Below are 13,764 nucleotides of genomic sequence, written 5' to 3' on the forward strand. Positions count from 1 at the left end.
AAGGACCGACCACCATGACCACCAACCCCTTCGACGATGCCGAAGGCGTCTTCCATGTCCTGGTCAATGAGGACGGGCAGCACAGCCTGTGGCCCTCGTTCAGCCCGGTGCCCGCGGGCTGGCGGGCTGTGCTCAGCGACGCGAACCGGCAGTCGGCCCTCGCGTACGTCGACGAGCACTGGACGGACATGCGGCCGAGGGCGGCGCGCCAATAGAACGAGAGGGGCCGGCACTTCAGTGCCGGCCCCTCTCGCCCCGCTGCTCGCCGCTATTCGGTGCTGCGGACCGTGTACCAGTCGTAGGGGCCCAGGCCCCCGCCGAGATCCACGCCCTCCACCGCGAATCCGGCCGCGGCCACACAGGATTCGACTTCTTCGTGCCCGATGAGGAGAACCCGCTCACTGAACTCCACCGCCGGCACTGTGTTCTCCGCGATCTCCTCGTTCGCCTCGATGCGAGTTCCCAGGGTGAGGAGATCCCCCTCGTCGACCGTGGCGGTGACGGTGACAAGACCACCCCCGCGCGTGTCGGGAAACGTCACACTCTGCTGCTGGAGAAGCGGCTCGTAGGCCTGCTTGGCGTAGTACTCGAACGAGAGCGAACCTCCCGGCTTCAGTACATCGCGTACGTGGGACAGAGCACCCACGAGTTCCTCGCGCGAGCGCACACAGGCCAGCGAGCCCAGCGTGGAATAGGCCGCGTCGAAGGCCCCGTTCACCGGCAGCTCATTCCGGAAATCCGCCTCGACCAGCGTTACGTTCCCCGGAACGCCCTTCGCGCGGAAAATGCTCAGCATCGGGTCGGAGTTGTCGACCCCGACCACCTCCGCGGCGATCGCTGCCACGGGAATCGCGATACGACCGGTGCCCACACCGATCTCGAGCACCCGAGAACCTGCGACGTACGGCCGAAGCCGCTCCACCGACGGGCCGATGTCCACGGCCGACGAGATCAGCGAGTCATACACGGACGCCACCGCGTCCCCGTACTGGACACTCGAGGTCATGGGTTCACCGACTCATAGCCGAACACCATGTCGTACTTGGGGTCTTCACTGTGGTCGTAGCCCGAGTAACGCACCAACAGCACCTGGAAGTACGGGAATCCGGGCTCCGGTGCGATGCGGTGCCGGACGAATTCGTTGATGAGCCGACGGGTGGCCTTCTTGGACGCCTCGCCCTGCGGCGTCGTCGCTCCCGGGTTGTGCAACAGCGTTGACGTCACATCGAAGATGGCCTTCTCGAAACGGCGGCCGGGGAACCAGAACGTGTGGATCATCTTGCGCGGACTGATGGAGTACACCTCCCGCCATTCCGTGTGCTCCGACTTGTCCTCGTTCGCGAGCCGGTAGAGGAAGTGCTGGTCCTCCACGGACGGATTCGGAGCGAAGAAGCGCCAGTTCGGGATGGCGATACCGGACCCCGTCTTGTCCGCCTTCCGGATCCTGTCGTAACTGCGGTCGGGGTGCTGGGCCAGTACCGATGCGATGAACCAGCCCGCGAGGACCACCGGAACGGCCCGCTCCAGGACATCCGCCGCCGCTCCCGTTGCCCTTCTCATGCCGCCTCCCGCTGTTCCTGCCGGCCGTCGCCCAGCATTCCCTCGATGGCCTTGGCCGTGAGCGCGGCGGTTCCCGTCCCACTGACGACGGAGAAATGTGTCGCGTCCGGAATGGTGGTCACCTCGCCCCGGGTGCCGGAAGAGACGTACTCATCGAGCAGTTCGCGATGCTCGGGGCTGTTCCGCAGCGTCAGCTCGGCCGCTATAACGGAAACAGGAATTTCCAGCCGGTCCAGCGGCCTGCCGCCGTCGATCATGAACGCATAGGAGTGGCCCCACTCCCGCCGCGCCGCGCGCCAGGTGGCGGAGGCCGAGACTTCGAGGCGCAGCGCCCGATGGTGGGCGGTTCCCCGAGCGAAGGCGAACATCTCCTTCTTGTCCAGGAGCAGGCCGCCGCCGAAGAGGGTCGTCCACGGCCCCAGCTTTATCGTCATGTCCGCCGCCCGGGCCCCCTCGCGCTGCCTCGGGGAGTGCAGCAGCTCGCGCGGGTGCGTGGGGTCCACCAGGATCACCCCCTCCACCAGCTCGGGAGCTGCCGCCGCGGCGCGGTGGACGAGGTAGCCCCCGAGGGAGTGCCCGGCCAGCACGCAGGTGCGCCGGCCGCCGAGCGCGACGGTGACCACGTCCACCAGGTCGTTCACGGACTCGCTCAGCGAGTACGCATCAGGGCAGCGCCGCAGGGAACTGCGGTAGCCGGCCCGGTCGTACAGCACGACGGTGACCGCCGGGTCCAGGTGGTCGGCGACGAGCAGCCACGCCGTGGACGTGCTCATCAGTCCCGCGTCGCAGACCAGCACAGGGCCGTCCGGTGCGCCGCGCCGCAGGTGGTACGTGATGACGTTCCCGCTCCCGCAGCGCGTGCTGTGGCGCTCGAACCCGCTGTGGCCGCGCCAGGTCGCGACGGTCGCGTAACCCTGGTGCACGAGCCCGGTGGCGAGACACGCGGCAAGGCCGGCGCCGGTCAGCTTCGGGAACGACAGCGAGCCGATTCCGGGGATCACTCCGTTTCCCCCGTCCCCTTGGCCAACGCGCGTACGGCCGGATAGGTGGAAGAGAACGCCAACGCGAATCGGGACAGGCCCATCAGCCGGGCATTGGCCAGGTGGAAGCCGCCCATCACGACCAAACCGGCATCGATGAACCTGCCCTTCTTGAGCAGCAGCAGCGGAAATCCGCATTCGATGGCGAGCACGGTGTGACAGAGCGCGCGGGCTGCTATCGGATGCTTCTCAAGATTCTTGAAGAACCATTCGTCGCCGTACGTCTGGGTGCGCATGATCTTTGTCAGCGCTTCACCGGAACGCCAGGTGTCGCCGGGGAGCTTGGCCCACCCAGATGCCCCGTACGACAGCACGGTCTGGGCGCCGATGAAATGGACCGCGGCCGTGCGGCTCGACTCGGTGCCCCCGGCCCTGCCGAGAGCAGCTGCCGCTTGCACAAGGAAGGAAACCTGGTCGGACCCGTCGGTGCCGAACAAATGCCGATGGTAGACAAGGATCTGGCTGCCTGCGAGATATGCGTCGGCTGCCATCCGCACTTTGTTGTTCCGTACCGGGGAAATGAGCACCGCTGCCGCCAGGGCCCGTGATCCATGGATTGCCTGTGTGACGGTCTCACGGGCGAGTAAATCCCTGGCCGCCTGCGTGAATCTGCTCTTGGCAGGAACCTGGTCTCGCAGCCGGGTCCAGTCGTTGAGCCCGCCCGGCATTCGGTCACTCTTACGTACCAAGTACTCAAGGCTCGAAAGGAGATGAGTGGTGGCGGAGATTCGCTCGGCGGTGGAGAGGGGCCGGGCACGCACGGATTCCGCGACTTTCCGGACACATGACAGCATGCTCTCTATCCCTATTGCTGGGCAGCGGGACGTCCTTGCCGATCATTTCGATCGGCAAGGACGTCACGGAATCTGAATTACCAGATGTTCTTGGTGACCGTGTACACGACGGCGGCGGCCGCCGCACAGCCCGGAACGGCGACAATCGTGAAGGTGGCCATGACCGGCTCAGCTGTCACCTCCGGGTCATTCGCGGCAAGGAAGCCGGCCAGTGAAGGGTCCTGGTTTACCTTTTCGAGCAGCATGATCTCTCCATCCATTCGTGAATCGTTGTTACGGATCGATGAATGCCGTCACTTTAGGCACAGCTCATACGCGGGGAGCAAGGTCTTCTTGGCTTCTTTCTGCCGCGGAGGGCTCCCTCACCTGTTTTCCGACACTTACGTTTGTCACATTCAAGTGGGAGTCGCGCACGTCACCACGCTTTCACTCCGACGTCGGCGAACCCAGGTTGGCCGGAAAGTGCCTCCCGGTTGCTCGATGCGACCAGAAGCAGACCGGTGGTGACCAGGCGCGGTTGGCGGTAGGGCGGGTGGGCCACCAGGGGTTCAGTCGGCCGGGCGTCGCCCGCAGGGGCTGAATACCGGTCGGCCGGTTTGAGCCACCAGGGCGGACCGGAATTCAGCGCCCTCCGGCCTTTGTTCTCACTGGTCAACGCGTAAAGCATGACTAATGTCATCGTTAGCTTCACGCCAAGGGCTTTTCAGTATGTGATGCACGTCACACTGAATGGGCTTGATTTCAAGCTTCGCAATCTTTCTATAGTGGTGCCTGCATGGGGGAGTTGATCGATCGCTGGCGAGCAGCTGTCGAGTGAGAAATTCATGGACGGTGTTCCATGCGGAAATCTCCTCCCCGACGCCTCGATTGGAATCAACAGTGAGGAATGGATCATGGGCAACATTGCTGCCTTTATGAACCAGCAGGAGCTGGGCTCCCTTGAGGACGGTCTGACGAACACCGACGGCGTTCCCGTCATGGCCACCCCGGCCGTGGCAGTGCCGGTCACCGTCAAGATCACGGCAGGCATTGTCGCCTTCACCGTCCCGGTGGGTGCGTACGTCGCCGGCCGCGTCGTCAACTAAAGGCCGCCAGGCTTTCCGAGCATCTTCGAAAAGGAGATCAGAATGACTCTCATCATCGACAGCGTGCGTTCGATCACGGAGCCGACCCTGACCGAGGGCGAGCAGGACCGGATCACCCGCACCATGCCTGTCGCCTTCACCCCGGCCGTTCTGGTCACCTGCCCGTACGCGGGCGGCGGCCTCGCGGCCGGCGCGACCATAGTGGGCGCCTACGAGCTCGGCCGTGCCGCCGGCGCCGGCGGCAAGTAAAGAACACCGTCAGCAGCCCTTGTACATGAGTGTGGGCTTCTGAAGCCGCTCGGAGAGTGACATCTGCGAGCACGAGGCGAGCTGTCGGGCCGCGCCGCAATCGCGGCCCGACAGCTTTCACATATTAGCTCACCCATGGTTCAGTCGTGAGGAATATCCTGTGAGACGAATGAAGAAGCTTGTCTCGTCGCTTTTCTCTCCGGTGCCAATATCCCGGGACCGCGCCCTGGGTTTATCTGAGCGACTCTCCGCGCTCACCACCCTCTCCTCCTCTCTTGAATATCTGCACCAGCACAAGCAGCTGGATCCCGGTGGTCTCAATGACTGGGAAATCATGAAGGAATCCCCGGAGACCAAAAACCTGGCCATTCGTAAGATCACCGAGGCTGTCAGCGGCAAGAAGGCCACGGTGGCGATTCACTCCGCCCGGGCAGCCGTGAGCGTCGGACTTCTTTTTCCCGGCAACAGCAGATGGCGCGGGGCCGGAAGTCTCTTCCTCACCGCTTCCACCTCTGTTCTGCAGACGCGCCACCGCTACGGCACGGACGGTTCGGACCAGGTGGCGAACCTGGTGCAGACCGCCACCGGCCTCGCGCGCCTCTCGAAGAGTTCACAGACCAAGGACGCATTCCTCTGGTACGTGGCGATGCAGGCGAGCCTGTCCTACGCGGCCTCCGGCTGGGTCAAGCTCCTTGGTGAGAAGTGGCGTGACGGATCGGCACTTCCCGGAGTGATGCGCACCCGCACCTATGGGTTCGAGAGCGCCTACCGCCTCACCCAGCGCTACCCGAAGACCGCGAAGTACGTGCAGCACAGCGTGCTCGCGATGGAATGCCTCTTCCCGGTCGTCCACCTCGCCGGTGGCAAGCTGACCCGCCCGATGATCGCGGCAGCCGGAAGTTTCCACGTCGCCAACGGCTTCGTCATGGGACTCGGGCGCTTCATGACGGCCTTCCCGGCCATGCACCCCATGGTCGCCTACACCACGGCCCCCAAGACGCACCCGCTGGTGGCGGGACGCGACGACCGCGCGGTGAAGGCCGCGGCCCTGCTGCTCGCCGGAGGCGTCGCGGTGGCCGCCGCGACAGCCGCCCAGCGCCGCGCCGTGGTCCGCGAAGGCTGGCCCACGTCACGGAAGTTCATCACCCGGCACGGCAACGAGCTCATGTACGAGACGGGCGGTCGGGACGACGAGACGGACGCTCCGGTCCTCGTCTTCTGCGCCGGGCTCACCTCGACGTCCGAGCACTTCGCCTGGATCACCGAGCGGTTCGTGAACGACTCGGACAGCGCGGTCGTCTCGTACGCGCGAGCCGGGTACGCGGGCAGCCTCCGCCGCACCAACGCGCCCTTCGTCCTGGACGAGTCGGTCGACGACCTGGAGGATCTGATCCGTGCCACGGTGCCCGCGCACCGCAAGGCGGTCCTGGTCGGCCACTCCCTGGGCGGAGAGCTGATCCGCCGGGTCTCGGCCCGGATCCCGGACCGGGTCGCAGGACTCGTCTACCTCGACCCGTCCCACCCCGCCGAGCTGCAGCGCTCCGAGCGCCAGAGCGACGGTGCGAAGGACCTCAACGACAACATCACGCACGCCGCCCGCTACCTCTCGCTGGGCACCGGCATCCTGATGAGCCGCCCCGGGTGGCTCGACAGGCTCCCGGCGAACTACCGGGACAAGGTGTTCGCCCAGTACACCGACGCCCGGCTCTGGAAGGCCGGCCGGCGTGAATGGGCGGCGGTCGAGAAGGACTTCAGGTCCTTCGACGGCGACATGCCGCAGGTGGCGGCGCCCGCGCTGATCATCGCCGCGCAGCAGACCGTCGATCAGGACCCCGAGCAGCTTCTGATGTACAACGAACTGGCCCGGGTGCACCGGCGCGGCGAGGTCAAGGTCGTCGAAGGGGCCGACCACGACTCCCTGTTGACCAACGCGCTTTTCGCCCACAAGACGGTGCAGCACATGACCGACTTCATGAAGGACAGCACGGGCGACCCGGACAGCGAGTCCGTCGTCGACGAGCAAGGAGCACAGAGGTGAACCCGACAACCCTGCTCAAGGACACGTTCACCGGTCCCGGTTCCCTGGCTCGCGTCGTGGGCGCGGGGATGCTGGTGGCGACCATCGCCGCGCAGCACCCGCACCCGGCGTTCGACCGGGTCCGCGCCAAGGACCTCTTCTCCTTCGTGCCGAACTGGAAGTTCTTCGCCCCGAACCCGGCGACCCATGACTTCCACTACGTCTATCGAACCCTCGACCACACGGGCGGGACGTCCGAGTGGAGCGAGATCGACATGATCGAACCCCGGAAGATGTACCAGGCGTTCTGGTTCGCCACCCGCCGCCCGGAGAAGTCGGTGTTCGACCTGTGCACCGCCATCCTCCAGCAGGCCACCCAGGCCGGTGCGACGGAGGTGCAGAAGACCTCCTCCTACCGGGTCCTCGCCGAGTTCATCCGCAAGACGATCCGCGACCAGCAGGGCGACACGAACGTCAAGGGCTTCCAGTTCGCGGTCGTACGAGCCGCGGGGCACGACACCAGCGAGGACCCGGAGCCCTTGTTCATCTCCCCGTACACCCCGATGCACCGCGTCGGCCCGCACCTCGCCGCGGCCTGAGCACCACCGAGAAACACCGCCCCACCGACAGAGCGTTGGAGTACGCACCATGACCACCGCCCCGATCCCCGCCGACGACTTCGTCGGCTATCTCCGCACCTACACCGCCGACGCATTCGCCTCCGCGCAGAGCCTCGAGGACGTCTGGGACCGCTACCACGTCCCGGACGCCACCCATGTGGTCAACCGGAAGCAGCTCGACCGGGACGCCACGCTGAAGAACCTTTCGCAGTGGCGGGCGGACCAGACGCCGTACGAGCTGTGGATCCACGAGGCGGTGGTGGACGGCACCCGCGCCGCCGCCCGCTACACCATCAGCAAGCCCCTGGTGATGCAGGTAAGGCACAACACCGAAGTGGTGATCTTCGCCGACCTCGCCGACGACGGACGCGTCGCGTCCACCGTCACCACCGCGCGGTCGACCTACGGATGGGGCAGCTCCGACACCGAGACCTGGGACAGCGACGCGGCATCCGCCGGCACACCGAACGGTGCGCCGGCGGACCCCGCGGCCTACCTCACGACCTTCGCGGAGCTGGCCAACGACCCGGGCGTGCCCCTTGAAGAGGCCTTCGACCGGTTCCACACCCCCGACTCCGTCCAGTACATCAACGGCACGTCGATGCAGCGCCCCGCGGCCCTGCAGTCCCTCGCCGGGGCCCGCGACAAGGGCCCCGACTACACCCTGGACGTCCACGCGGCGCTCGCCCAGGGCAACCGCTTCGCCGCCCGCTACTCCATGGTGCCCTCGGGGAACGGACGCCGGGCGGGCGAGATGGAGGTCTTCACCTTCGGCGAGTTCGCCGACGACGGACGCGTCCGCCTCCTCCGCTCCGTGATGCAGACCAGGAGCGGCTACTGGCCCACCTGACCCGCGACAGGCCCCCCGGACACCGCCAAAGGGAAGTGAACACCCCGTAATGACCAGCACAGTTGAAGACATCGGCTACGGCGCACAGTTCGCGAAGTGGTACGACCGGATCTTTCCCAGAGGCACCGACGCCCAGGTCATCGCGGATGCCCTGGCACGACTCCACCCCGACCCCGACGCCGGCACCATCGAGTTCGGGGTCGGCACCGGACGCATCGCCGTCCCGCTCTCCCAGAAGACCGGACAGGTGACCGGAGTCGACTCGTCCCCGGAAATGCTCGCCCAACTGGCCGACGCCCCGGGGAGCGAGAACGTCGTCTCCGTGCACGCGGACATCCGCACGTACACCGACACCCGCACCTACGGCCTGGTCTATGTGGTGTGCGGAACGCTGTCGATGGTGCTCAGCCCCGAGGACCAGCAGGAGACGGTGCGCCGCGCCGCTGAACTGCTGGCCCCTGGTGGCCGGTTGGTGGTGGAGACGGGCAACCGGCCCGCGGTGGAGGCGCTCCACGACGGCCAGCCGCGCACCACCCTGTTCACGCCCTACCCGGAGCCGGGAACGGGGCTGCAGACCCACTCCACGCTCACCCCCGAGATATGGCAGTGCTCCCACATCTGGTACGAGTCCGACGGCAGCACCCGAGTGGGCAGTGAACTGGCGCGCCTCACGACCCCCGACGAGGTCGACGGATACGCCACGGCAGCCGGCCTCACCCCCGAAGGCCGCTATGCCGACTGGCACCTCTCCCCGTACACCGAGCAGTACCCGATGTTCCTGACCACGTACACCAAGAGCGCCTGAGCCACCGCCGGTGTGAGCGAGCAGTACAAGGGAGGAACCCAGTGATGACAACAAGCCGTGCGATGTGGTTCGCGGTCACGTTCGTCTTCGCCGCGCCGAGCATGTCCGCGGTGTTCCGGGAGAACGGACGGTTCACCAGACGGGCGATGGCCCTGGGCATCGTCTTCGCCGCGAGCATCGCAATGATCATGGCCATCTCCGTCGGGCAGGGCGCGTCGTGAACTTCTCCGCGATCGTCCGACGTCATCGGGTACTGCTCGCCGTCGGCATCCTCCTCGGTCTGGGCGGTACCGCCGCGACCCTCGTGCAGCCGCTCCTCATCGGCGACCTGATCGAAGCCGTCTCCCTGGACAAGTCGGTGACCTGGCCGATCGTGTCCATCGCCGCCCTGTTCGTCGCGGACGCGGTGCTCGCCGCCACGCACTTCTACCTCATCGGCCGGGCGGGCGAGAACATCGTCCTCGACATGCGCTCCACCCTGACAGGACGCTTGCTCCACTCCCGGATACGGGCCTTCAACAGGCTCGAGCACGGTGACGTGTTCACCCGTACCGTCTCCGACACCTCGCTCGCCCGGATCGCCCTGTCCTCGTCCGTCGCCCAGATGATCACGGCAGGCTTCACCACCGTCGGCTGCATCGCCGTCATGGCCTGGATCGACTGGCGTCTGCTCCTGGTCACCGCGGGCTGTCTCGGCGCCGCGTCCACCCTCGCGCTGTTCCTGGCCAGAGCGGTCCGCAAGGCGGCGGTCCAGAACCGCGAGGACACCAGCGACTACGGCTCCGGACTCCTGCGGGTCCTCGGCGCGCTCACCACGGTCAAGGCCTCCGGCGCCGAGGGCCGTGAAGCCGAGCGGATCGACACGCTCGCCGACGCCGCACGCGGCAGCGGAATCCGGGTGACCCGGCTGTCGGCGATGCTGATGCCCGCGATGAACGTGGGCACCCAGGTGTCCCTCGCGGTGGTGATCACCTGGGGCATGGCCCGCACCGCCACGGGATCCCTCCCTGCCGCGGACCTCACCTCGTTCATCATGTACCTCTTCTATCTCGTCTCACCGCTGGTGACGCTCTTCATGTCGCTGGGGGAGTTCCAGCAGGGCCGGGCCGCCATCGACCGTGTCAACGACCTCGCCACCGTCGACCAGGAGACCGTCGAGGCCCCGGCAGGACCTGGGGTGGCGCGGGAGCGGGGTGGAGTGGCGCGGGACCGGGACAAGGCCGACGGCACCGCTGCCGTCGAGTTCCAGAACGTCACCTTCAGCTACTCCGACACCGCGCCCCGAGCCCTCGACGACGTCTCGTTCACGCTCCCCGCCACCGGCATCACCGCGATCGTCGGACCGTCGGGCGCGGGCAAGTCCACACTGTTCCAGCTGATCGAACGCTTCTACGACCCCGACAAGGGGGCGATCCGGATCTCGGGCGAGGACGTCTCCCTCCTGCCGCTGCGGGAACTCCGCTCCCGTATCGGCCTGGTCGAGCAGGACTCCCCGCTCATGCGGGGCACGGTCCGCGAGAACCTCGTCTACGCCCGGCCCGACGCCACGGCGGAGGAGATCACCCAGGCCGTGGAGGCGGCCCACCTCACCGACGTCGTCGCCGCCCTGCCGGACGGCCTCGACACCAGCCTCGGGGAGGGCGGCGCAGGGCTCTCCGGCGGCCAGCGCCAGCGTCTGGCCATCGCCCGGGCCCTGCTCACCCGCCCCGCGGTCCTGCTCCTCGACGAGGTCACGTCGAACCTCGACTCGGACTCCGAGAGGGCCTTGCGTTCCGCCCTCACCACCATCGGCGCCACCTGCCAAGTGCTCACGATCGCCCACCGCATCTCCACCACCGCAGGCGCAGACGACATCCTCGTCATCGAGGACGGCCGGCTGAGGGCCCGCGGCAGCCACCTGGAGCTGATGACGGAGGACGCCACCTACCGACGGCTGGCCAGCCAGCAGTTGGCTCCCATCGGAGCCTCATGACGGCCGACCTCGCCGGAACCTGCCGCTCCACCGTGGCAGGATGCGGACTCCGCCCGAACTGACATGCCTGCGAAGAGGTGCACATGCTCGTGATGCTGTGGAAGCGCTATGGCCTGGTGTTCGCTGCCGGCGCTTTGTGCATTGTGGTGAACACCCAAGGGATCGGCCCGCTCTGGTACACCGGCGTGGCCCTGCTGATCATCGGTCAGACCATGCGCGTGACACTGACCCGCGCCCAGCGCCCGCCCCTGGACCGCGAGCCGATACTCCTCGGCGTCCCCACCGCCGGGCGCTGGGTGGCGCTCAACGGCCCGGCCACGAAGGTCCCCAGCCACACCCACAGCCATGCGCAGACGTACGCCATCGACCTGAAGTACGTCCCCGAGGCAAGCGGTGACGGCGGCGAAGAAGTCACGCCGCAGGCCCCGCCCTTCCGCTGGCTCTGGCCAATCGCCCGGAGCCCCCGCCTCTACCCCACGTACGGCATGCCGGTGTTCGCCCCCGCCGACGGAGTCGTCGTCGCGACCGCGGGACGACAGCGGGACCATCTCTCGCGCATGTCCTTCCCCGCCTTCCTCTTCCTCTACCTGGAGGGCTTCATCCGCAGCCTCGGCTGGCCGAGCAACCTCATGGGGAACTACATCATCCTGGACCTCGGCGACGGCGTGCACGCGGCCTTCGCGCACCTGCGGCGCGGCTCGCTGCGCGTGGCCGCGGGCGACCGCGTGACGGCGGGCCAGGAGATCGCCGCATGCGGAAACTCCGGCAACTCGTCCGAGCCTCACCTGCACTTCCAGCTCATGGACGGCCCCGACGTGATGACGGCACGAGGTGTGCCGTTCGCATGGCGCTACCGCGACGACGACGGCGTGGAACACACCGGTGTGCCCGAAGACGCCACGCACTGTGTCGCTGTCTCACCCCTGCCGGACCGCTCCACGTGACGTCCCGAAGAACGCTCACCCCGTAGTGCCTGGCTCATGTAGTCCGTCCAGATCTGGCCGGCGCGTTTCTCCCCGTCCGCGGTCAGGCGGGCCTGCTTGCCGCTCTTGGGGTTCTCGCCGAACAGGCCCACGACGGTGAGCAGTTGGGGCGTGAAGCCGATGTGCCAGGCCGCCTTCCTGTCGTCGGATGCGCCCGAGACGCCCGCCACGGGCTGCATGACGGTGGCGTTTGAGTCGGGGCCCTGGGCCAACTGCCCGTCGAAGTCGGTCCGCAGGTCGGCGGTGACGGTGTCGGCGGTGGTGCGGGAGACCGTCTGGCCGCCCAACGGGCTGCGCACGTCGGCGCGTTCGTCGCCGCGTTGGGCGGACTTCACGATCGACGGGGTGACCTTCTTGCCGTGGTGGGCGAGGGTCGCGTAGACCTCGGCGAGTTCGAGCGGGCTGGTGCCGAGCAGGCCGAGGGAGACCGCCTCGGGGTCGTCGAAGTCGCCGGCGTGCGGGTCGATGCCGAGGTCCACGGACGTCTTCTCGATCCCGGCGGAGGCGTGTTCGCCGGGCGCATCGGGACGCGCTGTCTCGAGGTCCTCCATTTTGGCCGCGTTGACGACCGGGAGGAAGGCGGGACCCGTCTGGTAGTCGGAGCGTGTGGCGTTGTTGAGGTAGTGCTTGGTGTAGTCGCGGCCGCCGTACATCGCGACGATCCGGCCGTCCCTGGGGTCGACCGACACCGCGCCGGACTGGGAGCCGGGGCCGCTCACGCCCGCGTCGACGGCGGTGCGCAGGGCCCGTTGCCGCTTCCGGTCGATGTTCAGGGTGATGGTCCAGCCGCCCGCCGCGAGCTGCTGCTCGCTGATGCCGGTGGCGGCCAGTTCGCGGTTGGCGACGTCGACCAAGTAGCCCGCCTGTCCGTCGAGGCCGGGGGTGGGCCGGGGTTCCCTGGGCACGGGGAAGCGCATCCCCTTCCGCTCGGCCTTGTCGAGCCAGCCCTGGCCGACCATGTTGTCCAGTACGTAGTTCCAGCGGGCCTTGACCAGTTGCCGGGCGGTGGGCCCGGCCACCGCCCAGTCGTACTGGCTGGGTGCCTGCAGAAGCGCCGCGAGGTACGCCCCCTGCTCGACGGTCAGGTCCGAGACGTCCGTGTCGTAGTACGCGCGGGCGGCGGCCTGGATGCCGTATGCGACGCGGCCGAAGTAGCTGGTGTTGAGGTATCCGGCGAGGATGTCGTCCTTGGACTCGCGCCGGTCGACCTTGAGCGAGATGACCATCTCCTTCGCCTTGCGGGTGAGGGTCTGCTCCTGGCTGAGGTAGTAGTTCTTGACGTACTGCTGGGTGATCGTCGAGCCGCCCTGGGTGCCCTCGCCGGACACCGTGCTGAGCAGGCCGCGGGTGAGCCCGGCCGGGTCGATGCCGGAGTCCTCGTAGAACGACTTGTTCTCGGCCGCGACGAAGGCGTGCCGGACGGGCTTCGACACCCGGTTGATGGGGACGGACTCGCGGTTGACGTCGCCGGTGCGGGCCAGCAGGGTGCCGTCGCTGTACAGGTAGACGTTGCTCTCCGCCTTGGCCTGCGCGTTGCCCTGCGGGACGTCGATGGCGAGGTACAGGGCGGTGAAGCCGCCCACGACGAGCAGGATGAAGGAGAGCGCCGCTGTCAGGATTCTCTTCCAGCTGAAGATGCGGCGGAGGCGGCTCTTGGGGCGGACGGTCGCGTGCCGGCGCCTACGGCCGACGGCGGTTTCGCCAGCCGCTTCCTCTGCCTCCTTCGCCTCCTCCGCCTCCTCCGCGTCCCGTGGCTCTCGTTCTGCCTGCCTGATACGCATGACCGCAT

16 protein-coding genes are annotated in these 13,764 nt (G+C 67.4%); 10 read left to right on the top strand and 6 right to left on the bottom strand.

Annotated elements, in window-relative coordinates:
• Nucleotides 1–14: 14 nt before the first annotated feature.
• Nucleotides 15–215, top strand: coding sequence for an MbtH family protein (locus OG453_RS28755; RefSeq protein WP_266871434.1), 201 nt, complete (start codon nucleotides 15–17; stop codon nucleotides 213–215).
• 53 nt (nucleotides 216–268) lie between these two features.
• Here OG453_RS28755 and OG453_RS28760 read toward each other — a convergent pair whose 3' ends face one another.
• The 5 genes from OG453_RS28760 to OG453_RS28780 all read right to left on the bottom strand — a co-directional run bounded on the left by OG453_RS28760 (nucleotide 269) and on the right by OG453_RS28780 (nucleotide 3,654).
• Nucleotides 269–1,006 carry a class I SAM-dependent methyltransferase gene (locus OG453_RS28760; protein ID WP_266871435.1) on the bottom strand — a complete coding sequence of 246 codons (738 nt, stop codon included), beginning with the start codon at nucleotides 1,004–1,006 and terminating at the stop codon, nucleotides 269–271.
• A complete protein-coding gene (locus OG453_RS28765) occupies nucleotides 1,003–1,560 on the bottom strand; it encodes a hypothetical protein (RefSeq protein ID WP_266871436.1) in 558 nt (185 codons plus the stop codon). The genes OG453_RS28760 and OG453_RS28765 overlap by 4 nt, the downstream gene beginning before the upstream one ends.
• Nucleotides 1,557–2,561: an alpha/beta fold hydrolase gene (locus tag OG453_RS28770; RefSeq protein ID WP_266871437.1), complete on the bottom strand. Its 1,005-nt coding sequence runs from the start codon at nucleotides 2,559–2,561 to the stop codon at nucleotides 1,557–1,559. Before OG453_RS28770 ends, OG453_RS28765 begins: the two co-directional genes overlap by 4 nt.
• A complete protein-coding gene (locus OG453_RS28775; RefSeq protein ID WP_266871438.1) occupies nucleotides 2,558–3,268 on the bottom strand; it encodes a hypothetical protein in 711 nt (236 codons plus the stop codon). Before OG453_RS28775 ends, OG453_RS28770 begins: the two co-directional genes overlap by 4 nt.
• A 203-nt stretch (nucleotides 3,269–3,471) precedes the next feature.
• Complete coding sequence (locus OG453_RS28780) at nucleotides 3,472–3,654, bottom strand: hypothetical protein (RefSeq protein WP_266871439.1); 183 nt, start codon at nucleotides 3,652–3,654, stop codon at nucleotides 3,472–3,474.
• A 633-nt stretch (nucleotides 3,655–4,287) separates the two neighbouring features.
• Here OG453_RS28780 and OG453_RS28785 point away from each other — a divergent pair.
• The 9 genes from OG453_RS28785 to OG453_RS28825 all read left to right on the top strand — a co-directional run bounded on the left by OG453_RS28785 (nucleotide 4,288) and on the right by OG453_RS28825 (nucleotide 11,936).
• A complete protein-coding gene (locus OG453_RS28785; protein ID WP_266871441.1) occupies nucleotides 4,288–4,479 on the top strand; it encodes a hypothetical protein in 192 nt (63 codons plus the stop codon).
• 42 nt (nucleotides 4,480–4,521) lie between these two features.
• A complete protein-coding gene (locus OG453_RS28790; RefSeq protein WP_266871442.1) occupies nucleotides 4,522–4,728 on the top strand; it encodes a hypothetical protein in 207 nt (68 codons plus the stop codon).
• Between the two features lie 169 nt (nucleotides 4,729–4,897).
• Entirely contained in the window at nucleotides 4,898–6,766 is a 1,869-nt protein-coding gene (locus tag OG453_RS28795) for an alpha/beta fold hydrolase (RefSeq protein ID WP_266871443.1), read from the top strand.
• Entirely contained in the window at nucleotides 6,763–7,344 is a 582-nt protein-coding gene (locus tag OG453_RS28800) for a hypothetical protein (protein WP_266871444.1), read from the top strand. Before OG453_RS28795 ends, OG453_RS28800 begins: the two co-directional genes overlap by 4 nt.
• A 49-nt stretch (nucleotides 7,345–7,393) precedes the next feature.
• Nucleotides 7,394–8,215: a nuclear transport factor 2 family protein gene (locus tag OG453_RS28805; RefSeq protein WP_266871445.1), complete on the top strand. Its 822-nt coding sequence runs from the start codon at nucleotides 7,394–7,396 to the stop codon at nucleotides 8,213–8,215.
• A gap of 49 nt (nucleotides 8,216–8,264) precedes the next feature.
• The gene (locus OG453_RS28810; RefSeq protein ID WP_266871446.1) at nucleotides 8,265–9,020 is read left to right on the top strand and encodes a class I SAM-dependent methyltransferase; all 756 of its coding nucleotides are present in this window, start codon (nucleotides 8,265–8,267) and stop codon (nucleotides 9,018–9,020) included.
• A 44-nt stretch (nucleotides 9,021–9,064) separates the two neighbouring features.
• Nucleotides 9,065–9,241: a hypothetical protein gene (locus OG453_RS28815; protein WP_266871447.1), complete on the top strand. Its 177-nt coding sequence runs from the start codon at nucleotides 9,065–9,067 to the stop codon at nucleotides 9,239–9,241.
• A complete protein-coding gene (locus OG453_RS28820; protein ID WP_266871449.1) occupies nucleotides 9,238–10,992 on the top strand; it encodes an ABC transporter ATP-binding protein in 1,755 nt (584 codons plus the stop codon). Before OG453_RS28815 ends, OG453_RS28820 begins: the two co-directional genes overlap by 4 nt.
• A gap of 83 nt (nucleotides 10,993–11,075) precedes the next feature.
• Nucleotides 11,076–11,936 carry a M23 family metallopeptidase gene (locus tag OG453_RS28825; RefSeq protein WP_266871450.1) on the top strand — a complete coding sequence of 287 codons (861 nt, stop codon included), beginning with the start codon at nucleotides 11,076–11,078 and terminating at the stop codon, nucleotides 11,934–11,936.
• Here OG453_RS28825 and OG453_RS28830 read toward each other — a convergent pair.
• The gene (locus tag OG453_RS28830) at nucleotides 11,843–13,756 is read right to left on the bottom strand and encodes a transglycosylase domain-containing protein (RefSeq protein ID WP_266871451.1); all 1,914 of its coding nucleotides are present in this window, start codon (nucleotides 13,754–13,756) and stop codon (nucleotides 11,843–11,845) included. The genes OG453_RS28825 and OG453_RS28830 overlap by 94 nt on opposite strands.
• Nucleotides 13,757–13,764: the final 8 nt, after the last annotated feature.

Origin of the sequence: Streptomyces sp. NBC_01381 (assembly GCF_026340305.1) — a bacterium.
Lineage (GTDB): Bacteria > Actinomycetota > Actinomycetes > Streptomycetales > Streptomycetaceae > Streptomyces.

Bases quoted from the DNA above. Each gene is read 5' to 3' on its own strand.
- OG453_RS28755 (WP_266871434.1), top strand. From the start codon at position 15: ATGACCACCAACCCCTTCGACGATGCCGAAGGCGTCTTCCATGTCCTG.
- OG453_RS28760 (WP_266871435.1), bottom strand. From the start codon at position 1,006: ATGACCTCGAGTGTCCAGTACGGGGACGCGGTGGCGTCCGTGTATGAC.
- OG453_RS28765 (WP_266871436.1), bottom strand. From the start codon at position 1,560: ATGAGAAGGGCAACGGGAGCGGCGGCGGATGTCCTGGAGCGGGCCGTT.
- OG453_RS28775 (WP_266871438.1), bottom strand. From the start codon at position 3,268: ATGCCGGGCGGGCTCAACGACTGGACCCGGCTGCGAGACCAGGTTCCT.
- OG453_RS28780 (WP_266871439.1), bottom strand. From the start codon at position 3,654: ATGGATGGAGAGATCATGCTGCTCGAAAAGGTAAACCAGGACCCTTCA.
- OG453_RS28785 (WP_266871441.1), top strand. From the start codon at position 4,288: ATGGGCAACATTGCTGCCTTTATGAACCAGCAGGAGCTGGGCTCCCTT.
- OG453_RS28790 (WP_266871442.1), top strand. From the start codon at position 4,522: ATGACTCTCATCATCGACAGCGTGCGTTCGATCACGGAGCCGACCCTG.
- OG453_RS28795 (WP_266871443.1), top strand. From the start codon at position 4,898: ATGAAGAAGCTTGTCTCGTCGCTTTTCTCTCCGGTGCCAATATCCCGG.
- OG453_RS28805 (WP_266871445.1), top strand. From the start codon at position 7,394: ATGACCACCGCCCCGATCCCCGCCGACGACTTCGTCGGCTATCTCCGC.
- OG453_RS28810 (WP_266871446.1), top strand. From the start codon at position 8,265: ATGACCAGCACAGTTGAAGACATCGGCTACGGCGCACAGTTCGCGAAG.
- OG453_RS28815 (WP_266871447.1), top strand. From the start codon at position 9,065: ATGACAACAAGCCGTGCGATGTGGTTCGCGGTCACGTTCGTCTTCGCC.
- OG453_RS28825 (WP_266871450.1), top strand. From the start codon at position 11,076: ATGCTCGTGATGCTGTGGAAGCGCTATGGCCTGGTGTTCGCTGCCGGC.
- OG453_RS28830 (WP_266871451.1), bottom strand. From the start codon at position 13,756: ATGCGTATCAGGCAGGCAGAACGAGAGCCACGGGACGCGGAGGAGGCG.